Raw genomic sequence first — 25,204 nt, 5'->3', positions numbered from 1 at the left:
CCCCTAAGAAAGCTGCCATCAGTTTTCTTAGGGGCGCTTTTTGGGTTGGGCGCAGATCTTTTTAAAAGGTGGGGCTTTGCCCTGTTTTTTTGACAAAAAGGCCGATTTGTCAAAATCACTTGTTTTTACTAGTACAAATTTTTGTCAAAAAAAATAGTTACTGATACCATAAAAACGTACCAATATTAGGAGGGATCTACATGAGATATACGAACGGAAATTACGAAGCTTTTGCAAGAAGCAGAAAACCGAAAGATGTCGAAAAGAAAGAAGCCTATATTGTTGGTGGGGGATTAGCAGGACTTGCTGCGGCAGTCTTCTTGATCCGTGACGGCCATATGGCGGGTGAGAAAATCCACGTCCTTGAAGAACTTTCTTTATCAGGCGGTTCATTGGACGGAAAATTCATTCCCCATGATGGATTTGTGACCCGCGGCGGTCGAGAAATGGAAAATCATTTTGAATGTCTGTGGGATCTATTTCGCTCGATTCCATCTTTGGAGGTGGAAGATGCTTCGGTGTTAGATGAGTTTTACTGGTTGGACCACGATGATCCAAATTCGTCTAACTGTCGGATCATTCACAATCGCGGCCAACGAGCAGCAGATGATGGAGAATTTACCTTGTCTGCGACAGCACAAAAAGAATTAACCCAATTATTTATGACTTCAGAAGATCAATTGATCGGGAAAAAAATCGAAGATGTTTTTGGCGATGAATTCTTTGAATCCAATTTTTGGCTATACTGGTGTACGATGTTCGCCTTTGAAAAATGGCATTCGGCGATTGAAATGCGCCGCTATGTGTTGCGTTTTGTGCACCATATCGATGGCTTGCCTGATTTTACTGCGTTAAAATTTACCCGTTACAACCAATATGAGTCATTGGTCAAACCACTACTTGCTTATTTGGAAGAACAAGGAGTTGACTTCCAATATGAATGCACCGTCAGCAATATTGATGTTCGGATCGTGGGCGAGGAAAAAGTTGCTCAAAAACTTGTGCTAGAAAAAGCGGGGGCAATCGAAGAAATTCCTTTATCAGAAGATGACTTGGTCTTTGTTACCAACGGATCGATCACTGAAAGTTCCACGCAAGGGGACCATTATACTCCAGCGCCTATCTCAAAAGCACCTGGTGGCAGTTGGCGTTTATGGAAAAACTTGGCGGCGCAATCGCCTGAGTTTGGTCATCCAGAAGTCTTTTATGAAAACTTACCTGAAGAAAGCTGGTTTGTTTCGGCAACCGTGACTTGGCAGAATTTTGATGTGGAACCTTATTTAGAAAAATTGACCCATCGCAAGTTACGAACAGGCAGAATCGTCACTGGCGGGATCATCACCATCAAAGATTCCAATTGGATGATGAGCTTTGCGACCCATCGCCAACCGCACTTTAAAGAACAAAAAGACCAACAAACGATCACATGGGTGTATGGCTTGTTGTCAAATACACCAGGAAACTACATCAAAAAACCAATTGAACAATGTTCTGGACAAGAAATCGTGCAAGAACTGCTTTACCATTTAGGCGTGCCAGAAGCAGAAATCCAACGCATTTCAAAAGAATCAAGTGTGGCAGTTCCAGTCTACATGCCGTTTATCACTTCTTACTTCATGCTGCGTGAACCAGGGGATCGGCCATTGGTTATTCCAAATGGCTCCAAAAACTTAGCTTTTATCGGTAATTTCGCAGAGACTGAACGAGACACTGTTTTTACAACAGAATATTCCGTTCGGACTGCAATGGAGGCTGTTTATCAGCTATTAGCTGTGGAACGTGGGGTACCAGAAGTGTTTGCTTCCGCTTATGATCTACGTACTTTGGCCAAAGCTGTCTATTATCTGACCGATAAGAAAAAAATTACGGAAATGGAGCTGCCATTTATCGAACGGAAACTATTGGAAGGCTTCGTTAAGAAAACCGAACATACCTACATTGGCGATCTGTTGAAAGAAAACCATTTGATTTAAATCAAACGCAACGACAACGAGGCGATAGAAACTGCTCGTTGTCGTTGCGTCTTTTATTTATGTGTCCAACGCTGTTTGAAGGAATCCTTATTCCTCAGATAAAATCCGAACTTGGATCTCTGTCAAATAAGCTTGCTCGTTGCTAAGGGTCGTTTCGTGAATCGATCGTTCATAGAAGTAGTCATCGATTTGCCATTGGTGCGCTGCAATCAGCTGCTTGAGTTTTTGATAGAACTGCTTCAATCCTTCGTCATCCCCCTGATAAATGGTGGTTAAATAGCAACCTGCCGGTTTCACAAAGGAAGCTCGTTGTGGTTCTTCTTGCCGCACATAAACGTAGTCGATGTCCTGCGTATTGTCTTTGTTCGTCCGAATCATAAAACCGTACTCGTTATTCGAGAAAAGATAAGGCTGTGCCATCAAAAGATCGTAGGCTTGGGTGATCATCTCTGGGATGGAGCTGCCGTTTAATCTAGGACTGAGGGAGAAATATTCCTCTGGCTGTTCCTTCAAGGTGAAGGGGGAAGTTTTTTCTGCAGCCAGGCGCAAATCCGCCGCTTTTCGTTCGATGATTTTTTTGATGTTGGTCAACTGCTGAATTTTTTCATCGATGGTTTGCCGCTTGGCTTCCAATAAGTTTCTCATGGTCTCGGCATCCCCCTGCAGCGCTGTTTGGATCTCTTTTAAGGGCATCGATAATTCTTTCAATGACAGGATCAATCCGAGATCCAAAAGTTGATCAAGGGAATAATACCGATACCCGTTCTCGTCTTTACTGTTTGGTTGAAATAGCCCAATCTCGTCATAATAGTGGAGTGTCCGAGGATTGATCCGCGCTAAGCGTGCCATTTCCGATACTTTTAATTTGGTTTTCATGGGGCTCCTCCTTGACTTTACAGTTACTGTAAACTTTATATTAAAGATAGTCAACTACTGGGAGGAAGATAGAATGAATAAACAAGTAACATATCGACCATTTAAACGAGAAGATCTGCCTGCGCTTGTGCAAGTAATTATTGATAGCTGGAACTACGACAAGCAATTTGACAAGAAGACCGCCAAACACTTTGCTCATGTCTTTTTGTGTTATGAACTTGCTCGTGCGACCTATTCGCGGGTGGCTCTTTTAAATGGTGAAGCTGTCGGCATCTTGTTAGCAGACAGTAAAAGCGGGAAGAAGCTTCATCCAGCGCGCTATTGTGGGAAAACGATTTGGCATGCTGGCTGCTTACTGCTTACGAAAGAAGGGAGAAACACGCTGCTGCATTATGCCAAGGAGGTGGCTGAGTTAAATCAAGCGATGTTGAAAGATTTACAAACTCCTTTTCAGACCGAAGTGGGTTTGTTTGCCGTTAGTCCCAAAACACAAGGATTGGGTGTAGGCAAGCAGCTCTTCACTTCCTTTTTAGCGATGGTCCAGCAGGAAAAAACGGCTCCGTTTTTCCTTTATACCGATACCACCTGTAATTTCGGTTTTTATGAGCATATGGGCTTGAAGCGGGCAGCTGCTGTGAAACGCTGGATCAAAAAACCGATTAAGAAGGAAATCGAGTTTTATATCTATACTTCCTAAGAGTGCAGCGATGCACTCTTTTTTCATTGGCTAGTATGGTAAACTGGAAGCAAAGAAGGTCAAGGAAGTTGTTTTCGTTTTATGGAAACGGCGCTTATTTTGGTCGAAAGCGATGGCTCAATCCGCTTTCGTAAAAAGGATGGGGAATGGGAAAGGATGGTTTATTTGGAAAAAAAGCAGATAGGGTTTATTTTAAGTGATATTGATGGGACGATCTTGGATCATAAGCATCAAATCGATCTGGATTTGATTGAAGAAATCAAACGATTGAAGCAGCAAGCGATTCCTTTTGTTTTGGCTTCCGCTCGCTCCCCGAAAGGAATGCTACCGATAGCTCAAGAATTAGGGATAGAAGACTGGCCCTTGGCTTGTTACAACGGTGCCCTGATTGGAGGGTACGATCAAAAGGGCACACTGGTACCGATTTTCAGTCATGAGGTCAAAAAAGCAGAAGCAAAAACTTTGGTTGCGCGCATCAAAGCTGATTTTCCTGGTGTTTCCATCAATGTCTACTCTGGTGATCAGTGGTATTGCGAAAGAGTGGACCAATGGGCACGAGCAGAAGCGGCGATCACCAAAGAGACTCCTGTAGAAACTTCATTAGAACAACTGTTGGCACAAGAAGCTTTTGAGGTTCATAAGTTTCTTTTGATCGGCACAACGGCAGAAATCCAAGCGCTTCATGCTGCCTGCCAGAACGCTGGATTTTTAGAAAGCGCCTTTTACTTATCCAAAGAGAATTATTTGGAAGTCACTCATCAAGCTGTGGGAAAAGATAAGGCGCTAAATGAATTGGCGGCCTATTTTCAAGTGCCGCTGTCGCAAACCTTAGCGATTGGCGATAATTTTAACGACCTGCCAATGATTGCTTCAGCTGGTATTGGTGTTGCGATGGAGAATGCGCCCGAATTGGTCAAAGCAAAAGCTGATTTTGTGACGACTAGCAATACAGACCATGGGGTTGCTGATGCGTTGCGGCGATTTGTCACAGAATAGATAAAAAAACTAGGTTTTTTGAACAAATTGATTGACTTTCATTTCTACTCTCCTTAAACTTTTAGCTATACCTAAAAAGGTAAGTGTTTGTTGGAAAGAAGGAGAAAAATGAATAAGAAGATCGAGAAGACATTGACCAAATTTGCCGAGCCGTTGGGGCTCTCCGTTGATACTTCCACTGGGGTGATTTATGGAACGTATCATAGTTATAAACTTTTTTTAGTTCAAGAGAATAACAATAGTTATTCTCTAGTGGCTCATTTTTCACTTAGCAAAGATGGCGAACTTCCCAACCAAGAAGAAGTCAAAGAAGTTTTAAGTGAGTCAAAAGAGATCATCGACTGTGTGATCCAAGGATATCAAGTTGCCTATACTTTACGCGGAGCGATGACTGCAGGGAAAACCGTGGACAAGTTACGTACTGCGTTGGACCAGTTGACGAATTTTTTGAAGACGAAAGGCTTCCAAAATGCTTGTACCTTCTGCGGCGCGGTCACTGAGCCGGTTTCGCTGTATGCTATTGGCGGCGCTCCCGTCATTGCCTGTGAAGCTTGCTTTAAGAAACAACAAGAAGCAGTCCTTGCGCAAGAACGGGAAAAAGGGCAGAAAAAAGAAAATTGGTTAGCTGGAACCGTGGGTGCGTTTCTTGGCTCACTGATTGGTGCCGGCGCAATTATTTTATTAGGACAACTGGGGTATGTTGCTGCATTGTCTGGGATCGCGATGGCGATCTGTGCCATCAAAGGGTATGAATTATTAGGTGGAAAACTCAGCACAAAAGGTATTATTAGTAGTATTATCGTCATGATCATCATGGTCTATGTCGGGAATCGTATCGACTGGTCGATCAGTGTAGCAAATTATTACACGGACGTTGATGTCTTCTATGCCTTCCGTATTTTACCTGATTTGATTCGTGAAGGATATTTGGAAGCGAGTCAATATTACGGGAACTTAGGTCTGGTCTATCTCTTTACGGCGATTGGGGCTGTGCCAACTATTATCGCTACGGTACGAGAGGGGAAAGTGACGCGTCAAAGCTATAAAATGGAGTAATCCACGTTTCTATCCAAAGATAAAAAAACACAAAGCGAGATCTTTTTCGCTTTGTGTTTTTTGTTTTTGTGTCATAAATAATAACATGCAGTGTTAACATAAAAAATAAATAATAATAAAATGAGAAAAATAGCTTGCTTTTATAATTAATATTTATTAAAATCTTATTTATATTCAGAGTTTTGTAATAATTCTGAAAATTTTGGATTTTCATAAGGGGTAGGTAAGATGAAGAAAAAATGGGGATATGGTGTCGTCGCTGTTTGTGGAATCGTATTAGCAGGTTGCTCAACAGGAGGGACATCAAGTACAGGTGAAAGTTCAAGTGGTAGTGGGACAGCAGCTGCCGAACAAATTTTTAATGTTGTGGTTCAACAAGAAATGCCGAGTGCCGATCTATCCTTAGCCACCGATACGATCAGTTTCAGTGCTTTAAATAATGTGTATGAAGGGTTGTACCGCTTAGATGCTGATAGTAAGCCCGAACCAGCAGGTGCCGCCGAATTAGCGGAAGTCAGTGAAGATGGTCTGACCTATAAATTGAAACTACGAGAAGATGCCAAATGGTCAAATGGAGAACCAGTAACGGCAGCGGATTATGTGTTTGGTTGGCAACGCACCGTAAGTGCGGAAACAGGTTCTGAGTATGCGTACTTATTTGCGCCCGTAACCAATGCCGAAGCGATAACAGCAGGTGAAAAAGATGCCTCAGAATTAGGGATCAAAGCAGTCAGTGACTATGAATTAGAAATCACGCTGACGACACCTACGCCATACTTCCAATACTTATTGGCATTTCCATCCTTCTTCCCACAAAGCCAAGCAGTCGTAGAAGACAACGGCGATCAATATGCTTCAACAAGCGACAATGCCGTTTACAATGGACCCTTTGTGTTGGCTGGCTTTGATGGGCCAGGAACCGATACAGAATGGTCATATGAAAAGAACGACCAATATTGGGACAAAGAGACGGTGAAACTTGATACCATCAATGTTAGTGTCGTAAAAGAATCATCGACCTCCTTGAATCTATTCCAAGATGGGCAAGCAGACGACGTCATCTTAACAGGAGAATTGGCGCAGCAGATGGCCAATGATGAAGCGTTTGTTTCAGAACCATTAGCCCGTACTTCCTATATCGAGTTGAATCAGCGAGAAGAAGATTCGCCATTCCGCAATGAGGATCTGCGTAAAGCAATCTCTTATGCCATCGATCGTGATGCATTAGTGACATCGATTTTAGGGGACGGTTCATTGGCTTCCACAGGATTGATACCAAAAGGAATGACCTTTAACCCAACTGATAATACTGATTTTGTCGATGAAGCGGAAAGTGTCATTGAATACGATCAAGAAAAGGCCAAAGAACATTGGGAAAAAGCCAAAGAGGCGTTGGGAATCGATTCCTTGAGCTTTGAAATTTTGGCTTCTGATACAGATTCAACCAAAAAAGCCATTGAGTATATTCAAAGTGCGATTCAAGACACGCTGGATGGGGTGAAAGTTAGCCTAAGTCCTGTTCCTTTCTCCGTTCGTTTAGATCGTTCAAACTCAGGTGACTTTGATGTCGTCATGGGTGGTTGGGGAGCTGACTATGCGGATGCTAGTAGCTTTACTGATTTGTTTGTTACCGACAATTCCTACAACCGCGGTCGTTGGACAAGTGAGGAGTACGATGCAGCAGTGAAATCGTCTGCCACGACAAACGCTGGCAATCCAGATGCTCGCTGGCAAGATTTGTTAGATGCAGAGAAAATCATTATGGATCAACAAGGGGTCATCCCTGTGTACCAAAATGTTGAAGCTCATTTACGCGCACCAAAAGTAAAAGGGGTCGTATCACACGGTGCTGGTGCGCAATATGACTACAAGTGGGCAGTTATTGAAGAATAAGCGCCTAAAGAAGAAACTGGTTTTGCGTAAGCAAGCCAGTTTTTTTCTTGGGCTTTGTTCTTACTTACACAATGTTAGTAATGAGAGCGGATGCAATTGTTTATAAAAAAACAAAAAAAGTTGGCAAGGGATCAACGATCGACTTGCCAACCTCGTTTTTTGTTCATCTATTTCACAGAAATCCAGTGAAAGATTATTCGCTAACTGTTACGTCACCTGTTACAGAAGCGCCATCTTCGTCAAGTGTTGCTGAATCTTGGAATTCTTTTGAAGTGAATGTTACGTTACCTTCAACTTTTGCACCGTTCAATACAAAGCCGTTAGCATTCACTTCAACGTCACCTTTGATTACACCGTGAACGATGTTGAAGTTTTCTGAGTTAACGATCAATTTAGGAACAGTTACTGTGTATTCAGCTGTTACGTTGCGGTCTTCATCTTGTGAGTACAATGCAAATTTACGGTAGATATCAGCAGAGTCGTCACCTTTGTCGTGGAATTCGCCATCAACGGTTACATCGTTATCAAATGTCATGTCGCCAGTTACAGCAACGATCCAGTTACCATCTGCGCTCAATGCTTTTTCGATCACTGAAGTTTGGTCACTGATAGAAGCAGTTGAAACAACGTCATCTGATGATTCAGTTGATGCAGCAGTTGAAGCTGCTGTTGATGATGATGAGCTTGCAGCTGTATCGTTATCTGAACTACATGCAGCTAAAAGAGTGCCTCCCATAAGCAATGATGCAGCGATTAAAGTGATTTTAGTTTTTTTCATGTTTCCTTCTCCTTTGTATTCCCATAGTTTTCTTAAAAACAAAATGATTATACCATACCGAGGTGAAGTTTGTGAAACAAAAAACATAAATGAGGAGAATTTTAATAAATAGCAGCTTAGGATTAAAAAAATTTCAAAGAAACTAGGAATAAATGAGTGACGCTTACGAATGAATGAGACATCTTATTCACAAAGAACCCTCCATTATGGAAGAAATGCCCTTCTTCTATAATGGAGGGTCATTACTACATGCGCTTTCGATCCGTCAACTGCTTGAACTTCGATACGATCAAATCCATGATGAACTGATACATAAAAGCATGGGTTTGAAAATGGGTTTGGTGAGGGAAGATGATTGCTTCTTGGACAAAGGGCAGTTCCGAGATCTGTGGATTAGCGGTGATCACGATGACTTTGGCTTTGGTTCGATCGAAGAAATCTTTCCGTGGTGTTCCATTTCGAATTTGCTGTTTCGTTAGGTAGTCACCGGAGTTGGTAAAAATGATAAACAGCGATTCTTCATCAGCGGTCTTGATGATTTCTTCCTGTACAAGATCGTCTTGGAAGGTCCGAATGAACTTGCCGTTGTATGCTAGTTTGATCTGGAAATCAATAGCAGCCGATTCTGAGAATAAAATTCCAAAAGCAAAGACATTTTTATGCGTCACAATGGCTTTTGCGACCCGTTCGATGGCTGGCAGATCAAGATGATGACGCAGATAATCGATGTCTTGTACAACTGCGTCAAAATAGGAGTCTACGCCCTCTTGCTCTAAGGCAGACAAAATATTCGAACGATAATTCAGGGGATTGTTGAAGCGGTTTTCGATAAAGGCAGCGTTGTCTTTTAGATCGCCATAATCATCAAAGCCCAAGGTGCGAGCGAATTTTGAAACGGTTGACTTTGACACATGGCAAAGAGCAGCGAATTCACCAATGCTTAGAGTTTGGATCTGATCATAATGGTTGATCATGGTCAAACCGATATAGTAGTTGGTGGAATCAGTGGGTGCATTATTTAAAAGATTCAATAAACGAATGATTAAGAGGCCCATTTTCTTTCCTTTCTTGTAAGCAGTTTCCAAATTGCGAACTTTCGCAGGTGAGAGAAAAAAATCTGCTATAGTAACGCCATAAAGCGCTTTATAAATCAAACACGGGAGTGAGTCATTTGGCAAAAGATTATTCAAAACTTGCTAGTGAAATTATAGCACAGGTCGGTGGGGAACAAAATATCGTTAGCCTGTATCATTGCATCACTAGATTGCGTTTTAAGTTGAAAGATGTCGAGTTGGCACGAAAAAATAAGGATAAGATTCAGCAGCTTGATGGGGTATTGTCTGTCATTGAAGGAAATGGCCAGTTTCAAGTCGTGATCGGTAATCATGTAGCGGATGTTTTTCAAACGATCATGAGTAAGTATTCGATCCAAAATGCTTTGGAAAGTGATGGGGATGCCGAAGAATCAACAGAAAAACAAGGCAATGTATTTATCCGATTCTTCAATGTATTGTCTGCGATCTTTAATCCAATCATTGTTGCTCTTGCAGGGGCAGGGATGTTGAAAGCTTTGCTAGTTGTTTTTACAACCTATCATTTGATGGATGCGGAAGGAAGCACCTATAAAATATTAGCTGCTGCTGGCAATAGTGTCTTTTATTTCTTGCCTTTATTTTTAGCGATCAGTGCAGCGCGGATTTTCAAAGTCAATATGTTTATTGCTTTAGCAATCGTTGGCGCGTTGCTGGAGCCGAATTTTACAGCAATGGTGACGGAAAACGGTGTGACGGTCGATTTCTTTGGCATCCCAGCTGTGTTGATGGGGTATTCGGGTACCGTGATTCCAGCGATCGTTTCGATCTATATCTACTCGCACTTGGAACGACTACTCAAACGGATCATTCCTAAGAGTATCGAGATTTTTGCTCTATCACTAGTAGCTCTTTTGATCATGGTGCCTTTGACCGTTTTGATCATTGGACCGGTCGGTGTAATGCTTGGGGACGGTTTAGGCAATGCCATGAACTTTATCAGCGACAAGAGCGGGCTGTTGGCTGGCTTGTTGATCGGTGGCGGTTGGACATTCTTAGTAATGATCGGGATCCATTGGGGAGTTGTACCGATTATGGTCAATAACCTAGCGGTATATGGCTATGATACGCTGCGCCCGATGATCGCAGCAGCAACATTTGCGAGTGCTGGGGTTGCTTTAGGTGTGTTTTTACGCTCTCGCAGAAAAGAAACCAAAGGCCTGGCGCTATCTTCTTTGCTTCCAGCATTGCTTGGAGGAATTACAGAGCCAATCGTCTATGGACTTTCGGTAAAATTTAAAAAGCCGTTGATTGCTCAAACCATCGTTGGTGCCCTTGCTGGTGCGTTTATGGGAATGATGCAAACCAAGGCCATCGTCTATGTTTTCCCAGCATTGACGACATTGCCAGCTTTCTTTGGGGACACCTTTGTGTACTATTTGATCGGCATTGCCTTTGCGTTCTTCGGTACTGCTATTTTGACCTATGTATTAGGATTTGAAGAAACGGTAGAACCTGTTTTAGAAGAAGGTGCAGGGCTGCAAGTGATGACACCAGTTGCTGGTGAAGCGATCACACTTGATGATGTCAAAGATGAAGTATTTTCTTCTCGAGCAATGGGGGATGGATTAGCCGTTTATCCATCAGCCGGCGATATTTATGCGCCACTTACTGGTACGGTTGTGACAGTTTTTCCAACTGGACATGCTTTTGGAATCCAATCAGCTGCTGGGACGGAAGTGTTGGTTCATATCGGCTTAGACACGGTTGATTTAGCAAAAGGCGTGTTTGAGATTTCGGTGAAACAAGGGGATCAAGTCGTGAAGGGGCAAAAAATTGGCACCTTTGACTTAGCAAAAATTATTGAAAAAGGATATGATCCGACAACCATGTTGGTCTTTACCAGTGTGATCAAAGAAGATGCATTGACAGTTGTGGATCAAGCGAAAAAAGACGTTACCGCTTTGGTAGCAAATGATTTATTAAAAGGAGCGATTTCATGAGTGTATTTCCAAAAAATTTCCTATGGGGCGGCGCGATCGCCGCAAATCAAGCCGAAGGAGCTTATTTGGAAGGAGGAAAAGGATTAAGTGTAGCAGATATTTTACCAGTTGGTGAAAAACGTATTGAGCAAGTTTCACTGCAGCTTGAAGAGGATAACTTTTATCCGAGCCATGAAGCCATCGACTTTTATCATCGGTACCCAGAAGACATTGAACTGTTTGCGGAAATGGGCTTGAAGTGTTTGCGTACCTCAATTGCTTGGAGTCGCATTTTTCCGAATGGGGATGAGACGGAACCCAATGAAGCAGGTTTACAATTTTATGATGATTTATTTGATGCCTTGAATGAAAAAGGGATCCAACCAGTTGTTACATTAGCTCATTTTGAGACGCCACTGCATTTGGTGACGAAATATGGTGGTTGGCAAAATCGTGCACTGATCGATTTTTTTGATCGGTATACAAAAGTGGTTTTTGCACGCTACAAAGGGAAAGTGAAATATTGGATGACTTTCAATGAAATCAACCATACCCATACGATCCCGTTACTCGCAGCAGGTATCGATGTGTTTTCTTTCGAGACTGAAGAAGAAAAATTACAGGCACTTTATCAAGCAAGTCATAATATGTTTGTTGCAAGTGCCAAAGCAGTTCTGAATGGGAAGGCAGTAGATGAAAACAATCAGATTGGCTGTATGCTGTCACTGAGCCCGATTTACCCTGCGACGTGCAACCCGCAAGATGTTTTTGAATCGTATCAACTGCGCCGTCGTTCCTTGTTCTATAGTGATGTGCAATTGCGAGGAGCATATCCGGAATACTTCGACCGCATCGTGAAGGATAATCATCTGTTGCTGGACATTACAGAAGAAGATCTAGCGATCATTAAAGCGGGGACCTGCGATTATTTAGGCTTTAGTTTTTACCGCAGCTCATTGCATGAAGCAGGCATGAAAATTTTAGGCAATACTGGCGGATTACTAGGGAAAAAGAATCCTTACCTAAAAGAAACTGCTTGGGGATGGCCGATCGATCCGCTGGCATTACGCTATGTTTGCAGCGAATTGACTGATCGTTATCAAAAACCATTATTTATCGTTGAAAATGGAATTGGTTTAAAGGATGTTGTCAATGAAGATGGATCGATCGTCGATGAAGAACGGATGGCCTATTTGAAAGACCATGTAGAAGCAATGGCGGAATCGATCAAAGATGGCGCAACGATTCTAGGCTATACATGGTGGGGACCGATCGATATCGTTTCTGCGGGGACAGGAGAGATGGAAAAACGATACGGCTTTATCTATGTCGATAAGCAAAATGATGGTAGCGGAGATCTTTCCCGCAAGAAAAAAGCTAGTTTTGCGTATTATCAGCAAGTGATCGCCACGAATGGGGAAGCGTTGGCGTACGAATCATTTTTGAAAGGCGGCAAGTAAAATGAAAAGTTATTTTCCAAAAGATTTCCTCTGGGGAGGAGCAACAGCTGCCAACCAAGTTGAAGGAGGTTCTGGAATCGATGGAAAAGGCTTGTCGGTTTCTGATGTCTATCTATTCGATTCCTCAATGCCGAAAGAACGATGGACTGACCAATGGCATATGATGACTCATCAGCAAGTTGCAGAAGCACAGGATCCAAACAGCACGAAATACTATCCGAAAAGACAGGGAATCGATTTTTATCATCACTTTAAAGAAGATATTCGTTTATTTGCTGAGATGGGCTTCAAAGCCTATCGGATGTCAATTGCCTGGACACGGATCTTTCCAAAGGGGGATGAGGTAGAGCCAAACGAAGCTGGATTGGCATTTTACGACGCAGTCTTTGATGAGTGTTTGAAGTATGGGATCGAACCAGTGGTATCACTATCCCATTATGAGATGCCTTTGTATTTAGTGACTGAGTATGGAGGATGGCCAAACCGGCAAGTGATCGACTTTTACGTCCGTTTTGCCAAGACGGTGATTGAGCGATACCAAAAGAAAGTCAAATACTGGGTGACTTTTAATGAAATCAACTGTGTTAAACACCATCCATATGTTAGTGTCGGGATCATTGAAGAAGGTCATCCTAATATTGAACAAGACAAGTACCAAGGGGCGCACCATCAATTTGTCGCCAGCGCAATCGTGACTGACTATTGCCATCGATTGATTCCCGATGCCAAGGTCGGCTGCATGATCAGCTATCAATTATTAACGCCGTACAGCTGTGATCCAGACGATGTCCAAAAAACAGTTGAAAGTCAACGAACCTCACTCTTTTTCAGTGATGTGCAGGCAAGAGGTTATTATCCAGCATATGCCAACCGCATGTTTGAAGAAAAAGGAGTTGAATTGGTGATCGAACCAGGAGACTTAGAAGTCATCCGAGAAAACCCGGTTGATTTTGTTTCCTTTAGTTACTATATGTCCAGCGCAGTCAGCGCACATCCAGAACGCTTGGAAAGTGCTGTTGGGAATCTGATCACTGGTGGGATTAAAAATCCCTATTTGCCAAGCAGTAAATGGGGCTGGCAGATCGATCCCAAAGGGTTGCGAACAGCATTGAATCAACTCTATGACCGCTACCAAAAACCTTTGTTTATTGCCGAAAACGGTTTGGGAGCAGAAGATGTCGTAAACGAAGATGGCACCATCGATGATTTTTATCGAATCGACTATCTGCGTCAGCATATTGAACAAATCAATGAAGCGTTGCATGATGGCGTCGAGGTCTTTGGCTATACGGCATGGGGCTGTATCGATATCATTAGTGCCTCAACCTCACAAATGTCGAAACGTTATGGCTTTATCTATGTTGACCAAGACGATGAAGGCAATGGCACAAAGAAACGCATCAAGAAAGCGTCATTTGATTGGTACAAAAAAGTAATTGCTTCAAACGGCGCAACTCTTTGATTTTTGATTCTTCCAGATAAAGCAATTGCTAGGCTTAATCATAAGGTTTCTTAACAATTTAGCTTTTTTATCAAGAAAAAAAGCCAACTTTATTTGCTATTTTATTTTAACCATGCTATGATGAATAGGTAAAGTTCTGATATGTTAATACTTGTTTATCTTTTCTATTGATACACACTTCAATTACACATCATTTTCTATTACAAACAAATAAACACAGTCGATGTGTAATATGGAGGTATACGTTTATGAATAACGGTACAGTAAAATGGTTTAATGCAGATAAAGGTTTTGGATTTATTACAGGTGAAGACGGCAATGATGTATTTGCTCACTTCTCAGCTATCCAAGGCGACGGCTTCAAAACTTTAGAAGAAGGTCAAGCAGTGACTTTCGACGTTGAAGAAGGCCAACGTGGCTTACAAGCAACAAACATCGTTAAAGGTTAATTGACGTTAACAAGCGAGAATCCATTGGGTTCTCGCTTTTTTTTTGTTTTATTTTATGTAAATATTGAAATTTATAAGGTTTCCAGGATCTGTTACAAGAGAATAGTTGCAGGCTTTGAGGGCCTGACATGGTAAATAGTACATCTTTGTTTTCGATAGTCAACTAACCCTAAGCGTTGCGTTTTACTTATCCATGATTTCTCATTCGATGATAAGCGTATAAAAAGAGGAAAACAGAAAGAGAGGCTATATACCGTATTCAATAAATAAATGCTTTTCACAATAAATGAAAAAGTGATTGAACAGGTTTAGTAGCATCGCTACCAATAAAATCAATGATCGCTAGTGATTCAAATGGCATGTCTCATTTGAATAGAATAAAGAAACAGGTACAGTGGAAAATGCCACGATTCAATGTATGGTCCCCCGTACTTATACAAGAGTAATCGATGTGAAAGGTCGATAATTCTTATTCGTTTCATCGATATTGTCTTGAATGAATTGTAAAAGTAGAATATATTGGTACAAATTAGCTACTTTTTTTATTGGAGATGGGAACAAAGATGATTACATTTCGAGGGGGATTTATATGAAGCCAAAAGAAATACTTTGCCAATGGGTTGATGCGTTTAATCAGGCAGATGTTGAAATTATTTCAGAATTATATGATGACAATGCAATAAACCATCAGGTTGCTAATGAGCCAGTTGTTGGGAAACAAGCGATCAAGCAGATGTTTGAGCAAGAATTTTCTAACGCAAAAATGGTTTGTATCGTTGAGAATATTTTCGAAGATGGACAATGGGCAATTTTAGAGTGGCGTGACCCCTTAGGTTTGAGAGGTTGCGGTTTTTTTCAAATAGTAAATGATAAAATTTTATTTCAAAGAGGCTACTGGGATAAATTATCTTTCTTAAAACAGCACGACTTGCCTATTGAATAAAAGGAATTCCCTTATAGGAATGGTTAGCAGATATGCATGACAGGAAGGTTGATCGCTTCACGTAGAATTCTTAAAGGAGCAACACTGTTTGAAAACAATACCTTTTGTTTAAGTAATGATTAAGAATAAGCTAGTTTACTTCCGTCGGCGCCTAGTTGCGTGGTATAGTTATTGATAAGCGACAAATATTTTTGTACCACACGTTACTTGTTTTGAAGAAATTTATTCAAACCTGGCGTAACTTCAGAGTTACAAGGATACAATAGAGGTTAGGGATTGTATCGTTTAAATGAGAAATAAATAATAGTAGTAATAGTATGCTGCACTTTCAAAGAATAAATATTGACTCGTCAGATAGCCTTCTCGTTTACCCAAACGAGAGGGCTATCGTTCATTAGAAAAGAGAAAGTGTCTTTTTCCTAAAAGAAAGGAAGAAGACACTTTTTGGCTTTATTCTGCTGTGAGGGGGATCGTCAGTTTGCGATCATCGGTTTGATCGTCGAGCATTGAATCGACATATTGCTTCAAAAAGTAAGAATAGGTCGCTAACCACTGATACTCCTCGGAGTCTTTGATAGCAGTTTTTTCTTCGGCTGAGTAAGTATCATTGCCAGTAAAAAGGGCGGTGTTCAACTTCGTGACAAACGCGCAAAGTTTTGTCATCTGGGCATCTGACAGTTCAGACACTGCGGACAATTGGTCACGGACCAGTTGGTCGGTGTCTTTTTCAAAAATACTTTTCTGGTAGTTTTGATAGTTCAGCAACTGTTCATCTGTTTGCTTCGTTTCAGCCGCCCAAGCATCGAGATCAATCTGGCGTGCTTCGTAGTTGATTTCCTTGTCAGAAAGAGAAAGGACACCGTAGCCTAATTCTGCCGTTGAATAAGACCCAGTGACTGCTTCATAAAGCGAATCATTCCCTTCGTTAATGTCTTGAATGTGGATATGACCAGAGAAAACGGCTGGCACGTTGAAGCGTTCCAACAAAGCGACAGTCTCAGAGGCGTTGTCAAGAACATAACCGTCTTGTAAGAGTTCATTATGACTGAACAAGTTATGGTGCAAAAAGACCAGTGGTACTTGCTCCGCTTCTTTCGTCAGGGTTAATTGCTCCTCCAACCAAGTTAGAGTAGCCGGTTTCAACTCACCATTCGTAGTAGGATCATCCCAATTAACCTCAGAATCGTAGATACATGAATCGAGCAAAAAGAGACGATACTTGTCGTTTAACTGAATGCTGTAGCTAAGGGAAGACTTGTCGATACTGTTGGCTTTTTCGTAACCTTCAGCAAAAATCGTTTGAAAATCCTCAGGACTGATTTGATCTGCGTAGTATTCCTTTTCACCTTTAAATGCTCGCGCCCAACCATTGTAAATCTCGTGGTTGCCAGGTAATGCTAAAACCATAATGTCAGCTTCTTGCAATGGTTCAAGCAATCTTGCCAACTCTTGAGCACTTGCTTTCTCGCCATTGAGCGTCATATCACCGGTCAAAATAATTCCCGTGGGTTTCTCTTTTAAGGCTTGAGCGGTGAAGGCCTCGATCGATTGTTCTTGATACGTCATCTCTTTGCCAGCAGCTCCCTTTGTGAAGGTCTGAAAGGCTGCGCCGTTATCATGGAGCGTGGAGGAAAGAAAATGAATATCACTTAAGAGCCAAAACTCACTGTTGCTCGCCTGTTGCAATGGAGTATCGGCTTCATGCACCTTACGAAATTGAAAGAATAACAGGAAACAGGTGACAAAAAGTGTAAGTAGTGCCAATGGCCAAAACCATTTTTTGTGTGTACGAATCGCGATTCCCTCCTCGCTTGTTTTATTTATTATAGAAAGGAATAGGGATCTTGTCACATAAATGGTCTTTTTTTGAATGATTTCTTGTTTTCATAGTTTTTCTTATTAAAAAAAGTGTGATCAAGCTTTAAACCCTGACGAATTAGCTTTACTTTCAATAAAGATAACATTAATTGATTTTATTTTTGATGATGAAAATGAAAAGAAAACGCGGTAATTTATTCAGAAACGTTGATTTAACGGTCTTTAATTGTTTTGTTATTTATCGTTGAGATAAAGGAAGTGTTAGATTGAAACATTTTTGTAACATTTCCTTTATCTGTGTGTCATATCATTATGGTAGAATTCATTTGTCGTTAAATCGAACATTAAACTTTCTTAGACAAAATTAAGTTTTTATAAAGGCAGTTCATCTGTCAAATCAACCAGCTAGTCGGAGGAAAAACGAGTGAAGAATAGTTTGTTATCAGCATTAATGGTGTGTTCACTAACATTAACAGCAGTTGCAGCACCTGCATTAGCATTTGCAGATTCCATTGATGATCAAATCGAGCAGCAAGACCAAAAAATCAATTCTCTTAAAGGTCAGCAAGCTGACGCCCAATCACAAATCGATTCTCTAGAAGCAGAAATTGAAACAGTGAGTGCAAAAGTTGCTTCATTAGAAGCGAAACAAGTTGAGTTAGGTCAGGAAGCTGAGAAATTGCAAGACAAAATCGCAACATTGAAATTGCGTATTGCCAAACGTGAAGAAGCAATCCAAAAGCAAGCCCGTGATGTACAAGTTAACGGTCAAAGCACCAATTTCATTGATGCTGTTTTAGAAGCAGATTCTTTAACGGATGTTATCGGTCGCGTACAAGCGATGACAACGATCGTCAATGCAAACAATGATTTAGTTGAACAACAAAAACAAGACAAACAAGATGTTGAAGACAAAGTCAAAGAAAACGAAAGCAAGATCCAAGAAGTTGCTGCGAACCAAGCAGAACTTAGCCAACAAAGAGATGCCATCGCAGCAAAACAAGCTGATTTAAATGTCTTGAAAGCAAACTTAGCAGCAGAACAAGCAACTGCTGAAAAAGACAAAGATGCATTGAATAAGAAAAAACAAGAAGCAGAAGCTGAAAAAGCACGTATCTTGAAAGAACAACAAGAAGCTGCTGCTGCTCAAAAAGCAGAAGAAGAAAGACAAGCTGCTGCTTTGAAAGAAGCACAACAAGAAGCTGCTGCTCAATCAACTGAAAGCACGACAGAGAATACAACAGCTTCTACTGAAACAGCAACAAGTAGTTCTTCAAGCAACACAAGCTCAAGCAATACCAGCAGTTCTAACAGCTCAAGTTCATCGAACGCAGGCTCTTCAAACACTGGTTCAAGCAATTCAAGCTCAAGTAACTCAGACTCAAACTCTTCATCAAACAATAATTCTACCGGAAGTATTTCTACTGGCGGCGGAAAAGATCATTCAAGCTCAGGTAACATGTATGCTTGGGGTCAATGTACTTGGTACGTGAAAAACCGCGCTCCTTGGGTAGGTACTTACTGGGGTAATGGTGCACAATGGGGTGCGTCAGCTGCAGCTGATGGATACACTGTCAATGGTACACCAGCAGCCGGTGCCGTTGTAGTCTTTGCCGCTGGTCAATCAGTTGGTGGCGAATGGACTGCTGATCCAACTTATGGACACGTAGCCTATGTTGAATCATACAACCCATCAAACAATACCATCACAATCTCTCAAGGCGGAATGGGCTTTGACAGTCCTGGTGGACCAAACACTGCAACAATGAGCGCATCTGGATATACTTACATCCATCGCTAATCAATTCAAAAGCAAAGCATCAACGCAATCGCGTTGATGCTTTTTTATTTGATCGATAGCTTTCTAAATCAATCAGATAAGAGAACTACTCAGAGAGGCAAGACAGGGTTCTCTCAAATCTCATCAAGATTCTATAGAAAGTAGGAGGTTTCTCGTTTTACTATTCAAGGAGTGAGAAACGGCGAAAAGGTTCCTTTTGAAGTTACCACCAGTTCTTCCATTGCACGAGAAATCGCCGTGTAGAGAATTCGCCGGTCTTGATCGGTATGATAATTTTCTTCTGAGACATCATATAAGAGGACCTGCTTAAATTCCAATCCTTTGGCAAGATAAATCGGTAAAACCGTTCCATGAAATGACACGGCCTGTTTATCGAAGAACTGTTTGAGCGCCTCACTGGATCGACTATCTTTGGTGATGATCGTTACTGGTTGCTTAAGTTCCTTTATTATGTCTACTAACGCAACGTCAGGCAGATTGGCATAAAACCGTGGCAACTTTCCTTCTGGTCGAACGGCAGAGATGTTTAAATTGGTTTCTTTTGGTAGCATTTGGGCAAATAACCGCGTGATTGCACCGCTAGAACGATAACTCGTAGTCAGCTGATACGTTTCGAGGAATTTCGCCTGTTGTTGAAATAACGTTTGGATTTCTGATACGGTGATGGCACTTGTAAAGATCGCCTGTTGCTGATCCCCCACGAGGGTAAAAGCGGTCATAGGAAAAAGACATAATAGAAACTGAATTTGTGCTGGCGTATAATCTTGGACTTCATCGATAAACAGATAGCGTAACGCAGGGACAGGTTGTTTTTCGGCGAGCAAATGACGAATCAGCAATAGACAAACGGTATAATCCAAACTATCTGTTGTTTGCGTCAAAGTGATCTGTCCGTGAGTAAAATAGTCGGCACTGTCTGCTAACAATCGTTTCGTATCAAACCAAGTAAGGTCGTTGATTTGTTTGGAAACTTTTGCGTATTTTTTCTTCAGGAGGCGAATGGCTGCTTTCTGAATCGTTTTTTCTGAATCATCCTTTAAAACTGTCCCTAATAGGGAGCGCTGTTCGTCTTCAGTCAAAGAACGAACTTGGTCGTGAACATTTGCTGCTAAGGCATTTTTTTGCAGTCGATCCTCCCAAGCGTAAGCCAATTTCTTTTTGACTGCTTGGATGCGATCGCGCAAGGATGCCTGTTTCGGTGTCTCTTGGAAGAAAGTGTCGATCGTTTCTTCAGAAAAAAGGACGACGTTTTTTCTTTTGATTGGTTTAAACTGAAGCACAAGTTCTTCTGGCAGCTGTTTGCTCAAGGATTGAAGAAAGCGGCTGAAGTCCGCACTGCGCAAAAGGTCGATTGCTTCACTGGGTGTTTGCTGGATGCGGTCAAAATACGCCTCTTCCGATTCTAAGTCAACACTAGGAAATGCTTGGCAAAACTGGCGCATGGTCAACGTCAATGGATTTTTTTCACCGAGGGAAGGCAGCACTTGCGAAATATAATCAATAAACCGAGAGTTCGGGGAGAGGATCAAGACATTCTCTGCGGTCATCTCTTCACGAAAATGGTACAGCAAAAAGGCGACTCGCTGCATGACAGCAGACGTTTTTCCGCTTCCAGCAACACCGTTGACCAGTAGGTTTTTATGCGCTAAGTCACGGATGATGACGTTTTGTTCGTGTTGGATCGAAGCGGTGATATCTTGCATTTTTTGACTATTATTGGCTTCAAGGGCTGCCAGTAACACTTCATCTTGAATCGCGACTGAGGTATCAAAGGCTTGCTTCATGTGATCTTTTTCGATAATAAATTGTCGGCGATGTTCAAGAGCAGCAGAAATCGTCTGATTGTTCACTTGATAAGAGACCGGGCCCAAGCGTTTGGCATAGAACAATTCGGCAATAGGGGAGCGCCAATCATAGATCAACCCTTCCTTATTTTCATTAACAAAACCATTGATCCCAATGTAAAAATCTTCTATCGTTTCCTCATCTTCAAATTGTAGGGAGATTTTACCAAAGTAGGGACTATCCAGTAGACGGTCGATGGCAGCTAATTCACGTTCAGCAGATTGAAGAGCGGCGTTCATTTGGTCGATCTCACGATTCTTACTTTCGATGGCAGCAAAAGTATCTAAACGGTCAGCAAAATTATCAAAGTTTAAGCGAATCTCTTCGCCGATGCTTTGCATCTCAAGGCGATCTTTTTTTCTGCCTTCAGTCAATAAACTGTTCAGCACTGTCTTTCGCGTCAGCAATTGCTGGTACGTGTCTGCGAGATGCTTCTTTTCAGCCTTTAGGTCGTTCATTTAGACTCACATCCATTCTCCAAAGTATCTCAATTATACGGGCATCCACCAAAAATACTAGTCTATTTTTTTGACTCTGGATGCGGTATAATAATAGTGGGAAGAGGCAGCTGATTGTTCCAATGTCATGGGAGCAAGCAGAATGCGTCTATTTTTTTGTTTTAAAAATGGGAAAAAGGGTCATTGCTTGTGTTTTTGAAGGGGCTGTTTATACTGAATATAGAGAAAAATACAAAGCGAAAAATCGTTGAGGGAGTGTCAGCATGTCCAAATTATTGTCACCAGTGAAGCTAGCGAATTTAGCATTGGCCAACCGCGTCGTTATGTCGCCGATGTGTATGTATGAAGTAAAAAAAGAAGACGGTGTTGCGGAGCCTTTTCATTTTGTTCACTACGGGGCACGAGCATTAAGCAAAGTCGGCTTGATCATTATTGAAGCGACTGCCGTTGAACCAGACGGACGAATCACAAACAATGATCTAGGGTTATGGAATGAAGAGCAGCAAACAGAGCTGACGAAATTGGTGGAACTGCTGCATGGGTTCGATGCGCAAGTAGGCATCCAACTAAGCCATGCAGGACGAAAAGCAGTTGATGCCAGCAATCCTTTGGCACCAAGTGCCGTTGCCTTTAACGAACGCTACCCGTTACCGTCAGAAATGACCCTGTCGGAAATCAAACGGGTGCAAGATAGTTTTGTTCAGGCTGCCCAACGAGCAGCCAAAGCGGGTGTCACGATGATCGAACTTCATGGGGCTCATGGCTACTTGATGGATCAATTTCTTTCGCCTCTCGTCAATCAACGCACCGACCAGTATGGTGGTTCCTTAGAGAATCGCTATCGCTTTGTAAAAGAAACGGTACAAGCAGTTCGGGCAGTCTTTTCTGGGTCCTTGTGGATGCGCTTGTCACTGACAGACTATGAAGAACCAGGACGCCAAAATTCGTTGGAAGATTGGCAGCAAGTGGCCCAATGGCTTCAAGCAGATGGCATTGATTGTCTTGACTGTTCCACAGGCGGTGTGGTGGATAAAAAGCCTAACATTCCGATCTATGATGGCTATCAAGTGCCCTTTGCTGCAGCTATCAAGCAAGTGGTCGATATTCCCGTAGCAGCAGTCGGTTTATTGGATAATCCTGATCTTTGCGAATATCTTTTGCAAACCAATCAAGTGGATTTGGTTTTACAAGGCCGCGCATTGATCAGAAATGTCAACTGGTTGGCAGATGCAGCGGCGAAACTTCACGATAAGTCTTTTCAAGCGTACAATGATTCCTATCAACGCGGGGTGAAGCGTTGAATCATCTGATAAAATTCTCCTAGAAGAAAATTCTTCTTAGGAGATTTTTTTATTCTACTAGTATGCTTTACAAACTAGTGACAAACACGTATACTAGGTACAATACTAGTTTGTATAACAAACTAGATAAAGGGAACCAAAGGAGGGAAATCGTGAAAGAGACGCAATTGCTAAAAGGGGTTTTGGAAGGGTGTGTTTTGCAAGTGATTGCTCAAAAAGAGATTTATGGTTATGAACTGGTACAGGAACTGAAGCAAAGAGGCTTTGAAACGATCGTTGGCGGCACGATCTATCCTTTGCTGCAGAAGTTGGAAAAACAAGAACTTATTACCTCTGAGATGAAAAAATCACCTGAAGGACCTGATCGCAAGTATTTCTTGATCACCCCGAAAGGCATAGACTATTTGGCACAATTTAGAGAACAATGGACGAACCTAATGAAGAAAGTCGAAGGATTATTTAAGGAGTGAGGAAACATGGCAAATAAACAAGAGACGACCTATTGGCGAGAGCAAACCAATCTGATCGAGCAACAATTCAATGAGAAAAATCGCCAATTTTTTGATGATTTTCGAAGCTACCTCTTACTTTCCAGCCTTTTTTACGATGAGCATAAAGTCACAGAGCAGGTATACGCGATTGCAATGGATTTATTAGAAGCACAAACTCATGGGGAAGAGGCGCAACACTATTTTGGCAATGATCCGAAAGGGGTAGCAGATGAACTATTGGCAAACACGCCAAAGAGTAATCTCGAAGAGCGTCTCAAATTGGCGTATCTAGCGGTTGGCATCAGTTGGGGCATCAAGTTTATAGCTGATTTTACAAATCAAGGACCACTGGTTCTTAACCTGCTGGATTATCTTTTAACAGGATTGGTAACTGTGGTAGCGGTCATCGGGATTTTTGCGATCATCAGCAAAACCATCTATCAAAAGAAGGGCACAAGCAAGGTGATTCGTTTCGGCTCCCTTTGGCTCGTTGTGAGTGGCTGGATTGGTCTTTCACTGTTGATCAATCTGCTGACCCCAAACTGGTGGCTCCTGACGATCGCATTTCCTCTTGATGTAGTATTGGTTGGCAGTTTGCTGGTAGCGGCGATCGTTTTTGTTGTATCACGCAAAGAAAAAGCTTTTTATCCGATCGTTTTTCTACTGGGGGTATTTGTGTTGCTTGGTTGCCTGCAAAAAGCCATGGCATTTTATCACATTGGGGATCCATCGTGGATGACCGGCGGACTTTTGACACTGCTCGTTGTAGGGTTTCTTATTTTTCTCTGGTGGACCCGTCGAGTGATGAAAAAGCAATAAGCAAAGCCAGAAACAAGTGTGTTGCTTGTTTCTGGCTTTTTTACATGGACAAAAGCATTATCCTGAGGAATCTTTCTGCTTCATGCTACACTTAAAAAAGAAACGGAGGGAAATCAAGATGTTGACAACAGATCGGTTCTTTCACGGCCACGACAAGCAGACCGCTTTTTTTGAAGGCTGGTACCATAAGCACCAAATCGGTGAAGAAGTCTATGCTTTTATTCCAGGTCTTTCGATTCAAGAAGACGGTACCAAAGAAGTGTTCATTCAAGTGATCAATCATGAGGGCGCGCATTACTTCCCCTTTCCAGAAACTGATTTTCAGGTTTCAGAAGAGGAGCGAAAAGTAACGATTGGTGACAATATCTTTAGTGAAGCAGGCATTCAAGTTTCTTTAAAAAATAACGATCTCCAAGTACAAGGAGCAGTAAAATATAACGACCACAAACCGATTCAGCGGACACGTTATGCGCCGAGTATCATGGGGCCTTTTTCGTATCTGTCATTTATGGAGTGCTACCACGGTGTCTTGAGCATGAGTCATACCTTAGAAGGTACGCTGTACTGGAACGAAGAACCAATCGATTTTACGAACGGGATCGGTTATTTGGAAAAAGACTGGGGTACCTCCTTTCCAGCAGCTTATATCTGGGTTCAGTGCAACAGTTTTGATGCACCAGATGTACGGTTCTTTTTCTCCGCAGCCGACATTCCCTTTGCTGGTTTTGCTTTTTTGGGAACGATTTGTGTTCTGCAAGTCGGCAGCCAAGAATATCGTTTTGCTACTTATCATGGTGCAAAGATTCATGATGTCAAACGTACGGAAGACCGTTTAGTGATCCAGCTCAAACAAAAACAGTGGCTGCTGACGATCGAAGTGTTGACGAAAGAAGGCCATTCGTTGTTAGCACCTTCTATTGGGCAAATGAATCGGATCATTCGCGAAAGCGCCAGTACGGAAATTGCCTTGACCCTTTTAGAAAATGGGCAGGAGATCTTGCGGCAGACAGGGACGTCAGCTGGTTTTGAAGAAGTAGCGAATCTGCGAGGATTTCACTATTAAAAAAAGGCGGGA

Annotated in this window: 20 protein-coding genes; 15 read left to right on the top strand and 5 right to left on the bottom strand. The window is 42.0% G+C overall.

Going from position 1 to position 25,204, the window contains the following annotated elements:
• Positions 1-200 precede the first annotated feature (200 nt).
• The gene (locus P0G38_RS13060) at positions 201-1,973 is read left to right on the top strand and encodes an oleate hydratase (RefSeq protein WP_074536535.1); all 1,773 of its coding nucleotides are present in this window, start codon (positions 201-203) and stop codon (positions 1,971-1,973) included.
• An 87-nt stretch (positions 1,974-2,060) separates the two neighbouring features.
• Here P0G38_RS13060 and P0G38_RS13055 read toward each other — a convergent pair whose 3' ends face one another.
• The gene (locus P0G38_RS13055) at positions 2,061-2,849 is read right to left on the bottom strand and encodes a MerR family transcriptional regulator (RefSeq protein ID WP_074536534.1); all 789 of its coding nucleotides are present in this window, start codon (positions 2,847-2,849) and stop codon (positions 2,061-2,063) included.
• A gap of 73 nt (positions 2,850-2,922) precedes the next feature.
• On the opposite strand from P0G38_RS13055, the gene P0G38_RS13050 reads away from it, so the two are divergent.
• From P0G38_RS13050 to P0G38_RS13035, 4 genes are all read left to right on the top strand, one after another.
• Positions 2,923-3,546, top strand: a complete 624-nt coding sequence (locus P0G38_RS13050) for an N-acetyltransferase (protein ID WP_074536533.1) — start codon at positions 2,923-2,925, stop codon at positions 3,544-3,546.
• Between the two features lie 156 nt (positions 3,547-3,702).
• The gene (locus P0G38_RS13045) at positions 3,703-4,542 is read left to right on the top strand and encodes a Cof-type HAD-IIB family hydrolase (protein ID WP_074536560.1); all 840 of its coding nucleotides are present in this window, start codon (positions 3,703-3,705) and stop codon (positions 4,540-4,542) included.
• 108 nt (positions 4,543-4,650) lie between these two features.
• Entirely contained in the window at positions 4,651-5,598 is a 948-nt protein-coding gene (locus tag P0G38_RS13040) for a hypothetical protein (protein WP_060792887.1), read from the top strand.
• Between the two features lie 228 nt (positions 5,599-5,826).
• The gene (locus P0G38_RS13035; RefSeq protein ID WP_016610573.1) at positions 5,827-7,491 is read left to right on the top strand and encodes a peptide ABC transporter substrate-binding protein; all 1,665 of its coding nucleotides are present in this window, start codon (positions 5,827-5,829) and stop codon (positions 7,489-7,491) included.
• 193 nt (positions 7,492-7,684) lie between these two features.
• On the opposite strand, the gene P0G38_RS13030 is transcribed toward P0G38_RS13035, so the two are convergent.
• Together P0G38_RS13030 and P0G38_RS13025 are read right to left on the bottom strand one after the other, a co-directional pair.
• On the bottom strand, positions 7,685-8,269 hold the full coding sequence (locus P0G38_RS13030; RefSeq protein WP_010747631.1) for a polymer-forming cytoskeletal protein: 585 nt from the start codon (positions 8,267-8,269) through the stop codon (positions 7,685-7,687).
• Positions 8,270-8,514: 245 nt separating this feature from the next.
• A complete protein-coding gene (locus P0G38_RS13025; protein WP_015509153.1) occupies positions 8,515-9,324 on the bottom strand; it encodes a MurR/RpiR family transcriptional regulator in 810 nt (269 codons plus the stop codon).
• Between the two features lie 107 nt (positions 9,325-9,431).
• Here P0G38_RS13025 and P0G38_RS13020 point away from each other — a divergent pair, with 107 nt between their 5' ends.
• From P0G38_RS13020 to P0G38_RS13000, 5 genes are all read left to right on the top strand, one after another.
• Positions 9,432-11,303 (top strand): beta-glucoside-specific PTS transporter subunit IIABC, encoded by a 1,872-nt coding sequence (locus tag P0G38_RS13020; RefSeq protein ID WP_005225328.1) that lies wholly within the window; start codon positions 9,432-9,434, stop codon positions 11,301-11,303.
• Positions 11,300-12,742, top strand: coding sequence for a glycoside hydrolase family 1 protein (locus tag P0G38_RS13015; RefSeq protein ID WP_016610579.1), 1,443 nt, complete (start codon positions 11,300-11,302; stop codon positions 12,740-12,742). The genes P0G38_RS13020 and P0G38_RS13015 overlap by 4 nt, the downstream gene beginning before the upstream one ends.
• A gap of 1 nt (position 12,743) precedes the next feature.
• The gene (locus tag P0G38_RS13010; RefSeq protein ID WP_074536531.1) at positions 12,744-14,204 is read left to right on the top strand and encodes a glycoside hydrolase family 1 protein; all 1,461 of its coding nucleotides are present in this window, start codon (positions 12,744-12,746) and stop codon (positions 14,202-14,204) included.
• Between the two features lie 248 nt (positions 14,205-14,452).
• Positions 14,453-14,653 carry a cold-shock protein gene (locus tag P0G38_RS13005; RefSeq protein WP_005225331.1) on the top strand — a complete coding sequence of 67 codons (201 nt, stop codon included), beginning with the start codon at positions 14,453-14,455 and terminating at the stop codon, positions 14,651-14,653.
• A 589-nt stretch (positions 14,654-15,242) separates the two neighbouring features.
• Positions 15,243-15,596, top strand: a complete 354-nt coding sequence (locus P0G38_RS13000) for a nuclear transport factor 2 family protein (protein WP_074536530.1) — start codon at positions 15,243-15,245, stop codon at positions 15,594-15,596.
• A gap of 450 nt (positions 15,597-16,046) precedes the next feature.
• On the opposite strand, the gene P0G38_RS12995 is transcribed toward P0G38_RS13000, so the two are convergent.
• Entirely contained in the window at positions 16,047-17,447 is a 1,401-nt protein-coding gene (locus P0G38_RS12995) for a metallophosphoesterase (protein ID WP_074536529.1), read from the bottom strand.
• A gap of 391 nt (positions 17,448-17,838) precedes the next feature.
• Between P0G38_RS12995 and P0G38_RS12990 the strand changes: the two genes are divergently transcribed.
• Positions 17,839-19,215: a CHAP domain-containing protein gene (locus P0G38_RS12990; RefSeq protein ID WP_060792881.1), complete on the top strand. Its 1,377-nt coding sequence runs from the start codon at positions 17,839-17,841 to the stop codon at positions 19,213-19,215.
• Between the two features lie 164 nt (positions 19,216-19,379).
• Here the strand turns inward: P0G38_RS12990 and P0G38_RS12985 are convergent, their stop codons facing one another.
• Positions 19,380-21,518 (bottom strand): HelD family protein, encoded by a 2,139-nt coding sequence (locus tag P0G38_RS12985; protein ID WP_275851754.1) that lies wholly within the window; start codon positions 21,516-21,518, stop codon positions 19,380-19,382.
• A gap of 263 nt (positions 21,519-21,781) precedes the next feature.
• Here P0G38_RS12985 and P0G38_RS12980 point away from each other — a divergent pair, with 263 nt between their 5' ends.
• The 4 genes from P0G38_RS12980 (at position 21,782) to P0G38_RS12965 (ending at position 25,192) form a co-directional block, all read left to right on the top strand.
• Entirely contained in the window at positions 21,782-22,819 is a 1,038-nt protein-coding gene (locus tag P0G38_RS12980) for an NADH:flavin oxidoreductase/NADH oxidase (RefSeq protein WP_074536527.1), read from the top strand.
• A 152-nt stretch (positions 22,820-22,971) separates the two neighbouring features.
• On the top strand, positions 22,972-23,289 hold the full coding sequence (locus P0G38_RS12975; RefSeq protein WP_074536526.1) for a PadR family transcriptional regulator: 318 nt from the start codon (positions 22,972-22,974) through the stop codon (positions 23,287-23,289).
• A 6-nt stretch (positions 23,290-23,295) separates the two neighbouring features.
• On the top strand, positions 23,296-24,129 hold the full coding sequence (locus tag P0G38_RS12970; protein ID WP_074536525.1) for a DUF1129 domain-containing protein: 834 nt from the start codon (positions 23,296-23,298) through the stop codon (positions 24,127-24,129).
• Between the two features lie 118 nt (positions 24,130-24,247).
• A complete protein-coding gene (locus P0G38_RS12965) occupies positions 24,248-25,192 on the top strand; it encodes a tocopherol cyclase family protein (protein ID WP_074536524.1) in 945 nt (314 codons plus the stop codon).
• Positions 25,193-25,204: the final 12 nt, after the last annotated feature.

Source organism: Enterococcus casseliflavus (genome assembly GCF_029215545.1).
In the GTDB taxonomy this organism is placed as follows: Bacteria; Bacillota; Bacilli; order Lactobacillales; family Enterococcaceae; genus Enterococcus_D; species Enterococcus_D casseliflavus.
This window is presented reverse-complemented; position numbering and strand designations above follow the sequence as displayed.

Bases quoted from the DNA above. Each gene is read 5' to 3' on its own strand.
- P0G38_RS13025 (WP_015509153.1), bottom strand. From the start codon at position 9,324: ATGGGCCTCTTAATCATTCGTTTATTGAATCTTTTAAATAATGCACCC.
- P0G38_RS12965 (WP_074536524.1), top strand. From the start codon at position 24,248: ATGTTGACAACAGATCGGTTCTTTCACGGCCACGACAAGCAGACCGCT.
- P0G38_RS13030 (WP_010747631.1), bottom strand. From the start codon at position 8,269: ATGAAAAAAACTAAAATCACTTTAATCGCTGCATCATTGCTTATGGGA.
- P0G38_RS13000 (WP_074536530.1), top strand. From the start codon at position 15,243: ATGAAGCCAAAAGAAATACTTTGCCAATGGGTTGATGCGTTTAATCAG.
- P0G38_RS13055 (WP_074536534.1), bottom strand. From the start codon at position 2,849: ATGAAAACCAAATTAAAAGTATCGGAAATGGCACGCTTAGCGCGGATC.
- P0G38_RS12980 (WP_074536527.1), top strand. From the start codon at position 21,782: ATGTCCAAATTATTGTCACCAGTGAAGCTAGCGAATTTAGCATTGGCC.
- P0G38_RS13040 (WP_060792887.1), top strand. From the start codon at position 4,651: ATGAATAAGAAGATCGAGAAGACATTGACCAAATTTGCCGAGCCGTTG.
- P0G38_RS13005 (WP_005225331.1), top strand. From the start codon at position 14,453: ATGAATAACGGTACAGTAAAATGGTTTAATGCAGATAAAGGTTTTGGA.
- P0G38_RS12970 (WP_074536525.1), top strand. From the start codon at position 23,296: ATGGCAAATAAACAAGAGACGACCTATTGGCGAGAGCAAACCAATCTG.
- P0G38_RS13010 (WP_074536531.1), top strand. From the start codon at position 12,744: ATGAAAAGTTATTTTCCAAAAGATTTCCTCTGGGGAGGAGCAACAGCT.
- P0G38_RS13035 (WP_016610573.1), top strand. From the start codon at position 5,827: ATGAAGAAAAAATGGGGATATGGTGTCGTCGCTGTTTGTGGAATCGTA.
- P0G38_RS13015 (WP_016610579.1), top strand. From the start codon at position 11,300: ATGAGTGTATTTCCAAAAAATTTCCTATGGGGCGGCGCGATCGCCGCA.
- P0G38_RS13045 (WP_074536560.1), top strand. From the start codon at position 3,703: ATGGTTTATTTGGAAAAAAAGCAGATAGGGTTTATTTTAAGTGATATT.
- P0G38_RS12985 (WP_275851754.1), bottom strand. From the start codon at position 21,518: ATGAACGACCTAAAGGCTGAAAAGAAGCATCTCGCAGACACGTACCAG.
- P0G38_RS13060 (WP_074536535.1), top strand. From the start codon at position 201: ATGAGATATACGAACGGAAATTACGAAGCTTTTGCAAGAAGCAGAAAA.
- P0G38_RS13050 (WP_074536533.1), top strand. From the start codon at position 2,923: ATGAATAAACAAGTAACATATCGACCATTTAAACGAGAAGATCTGCCT.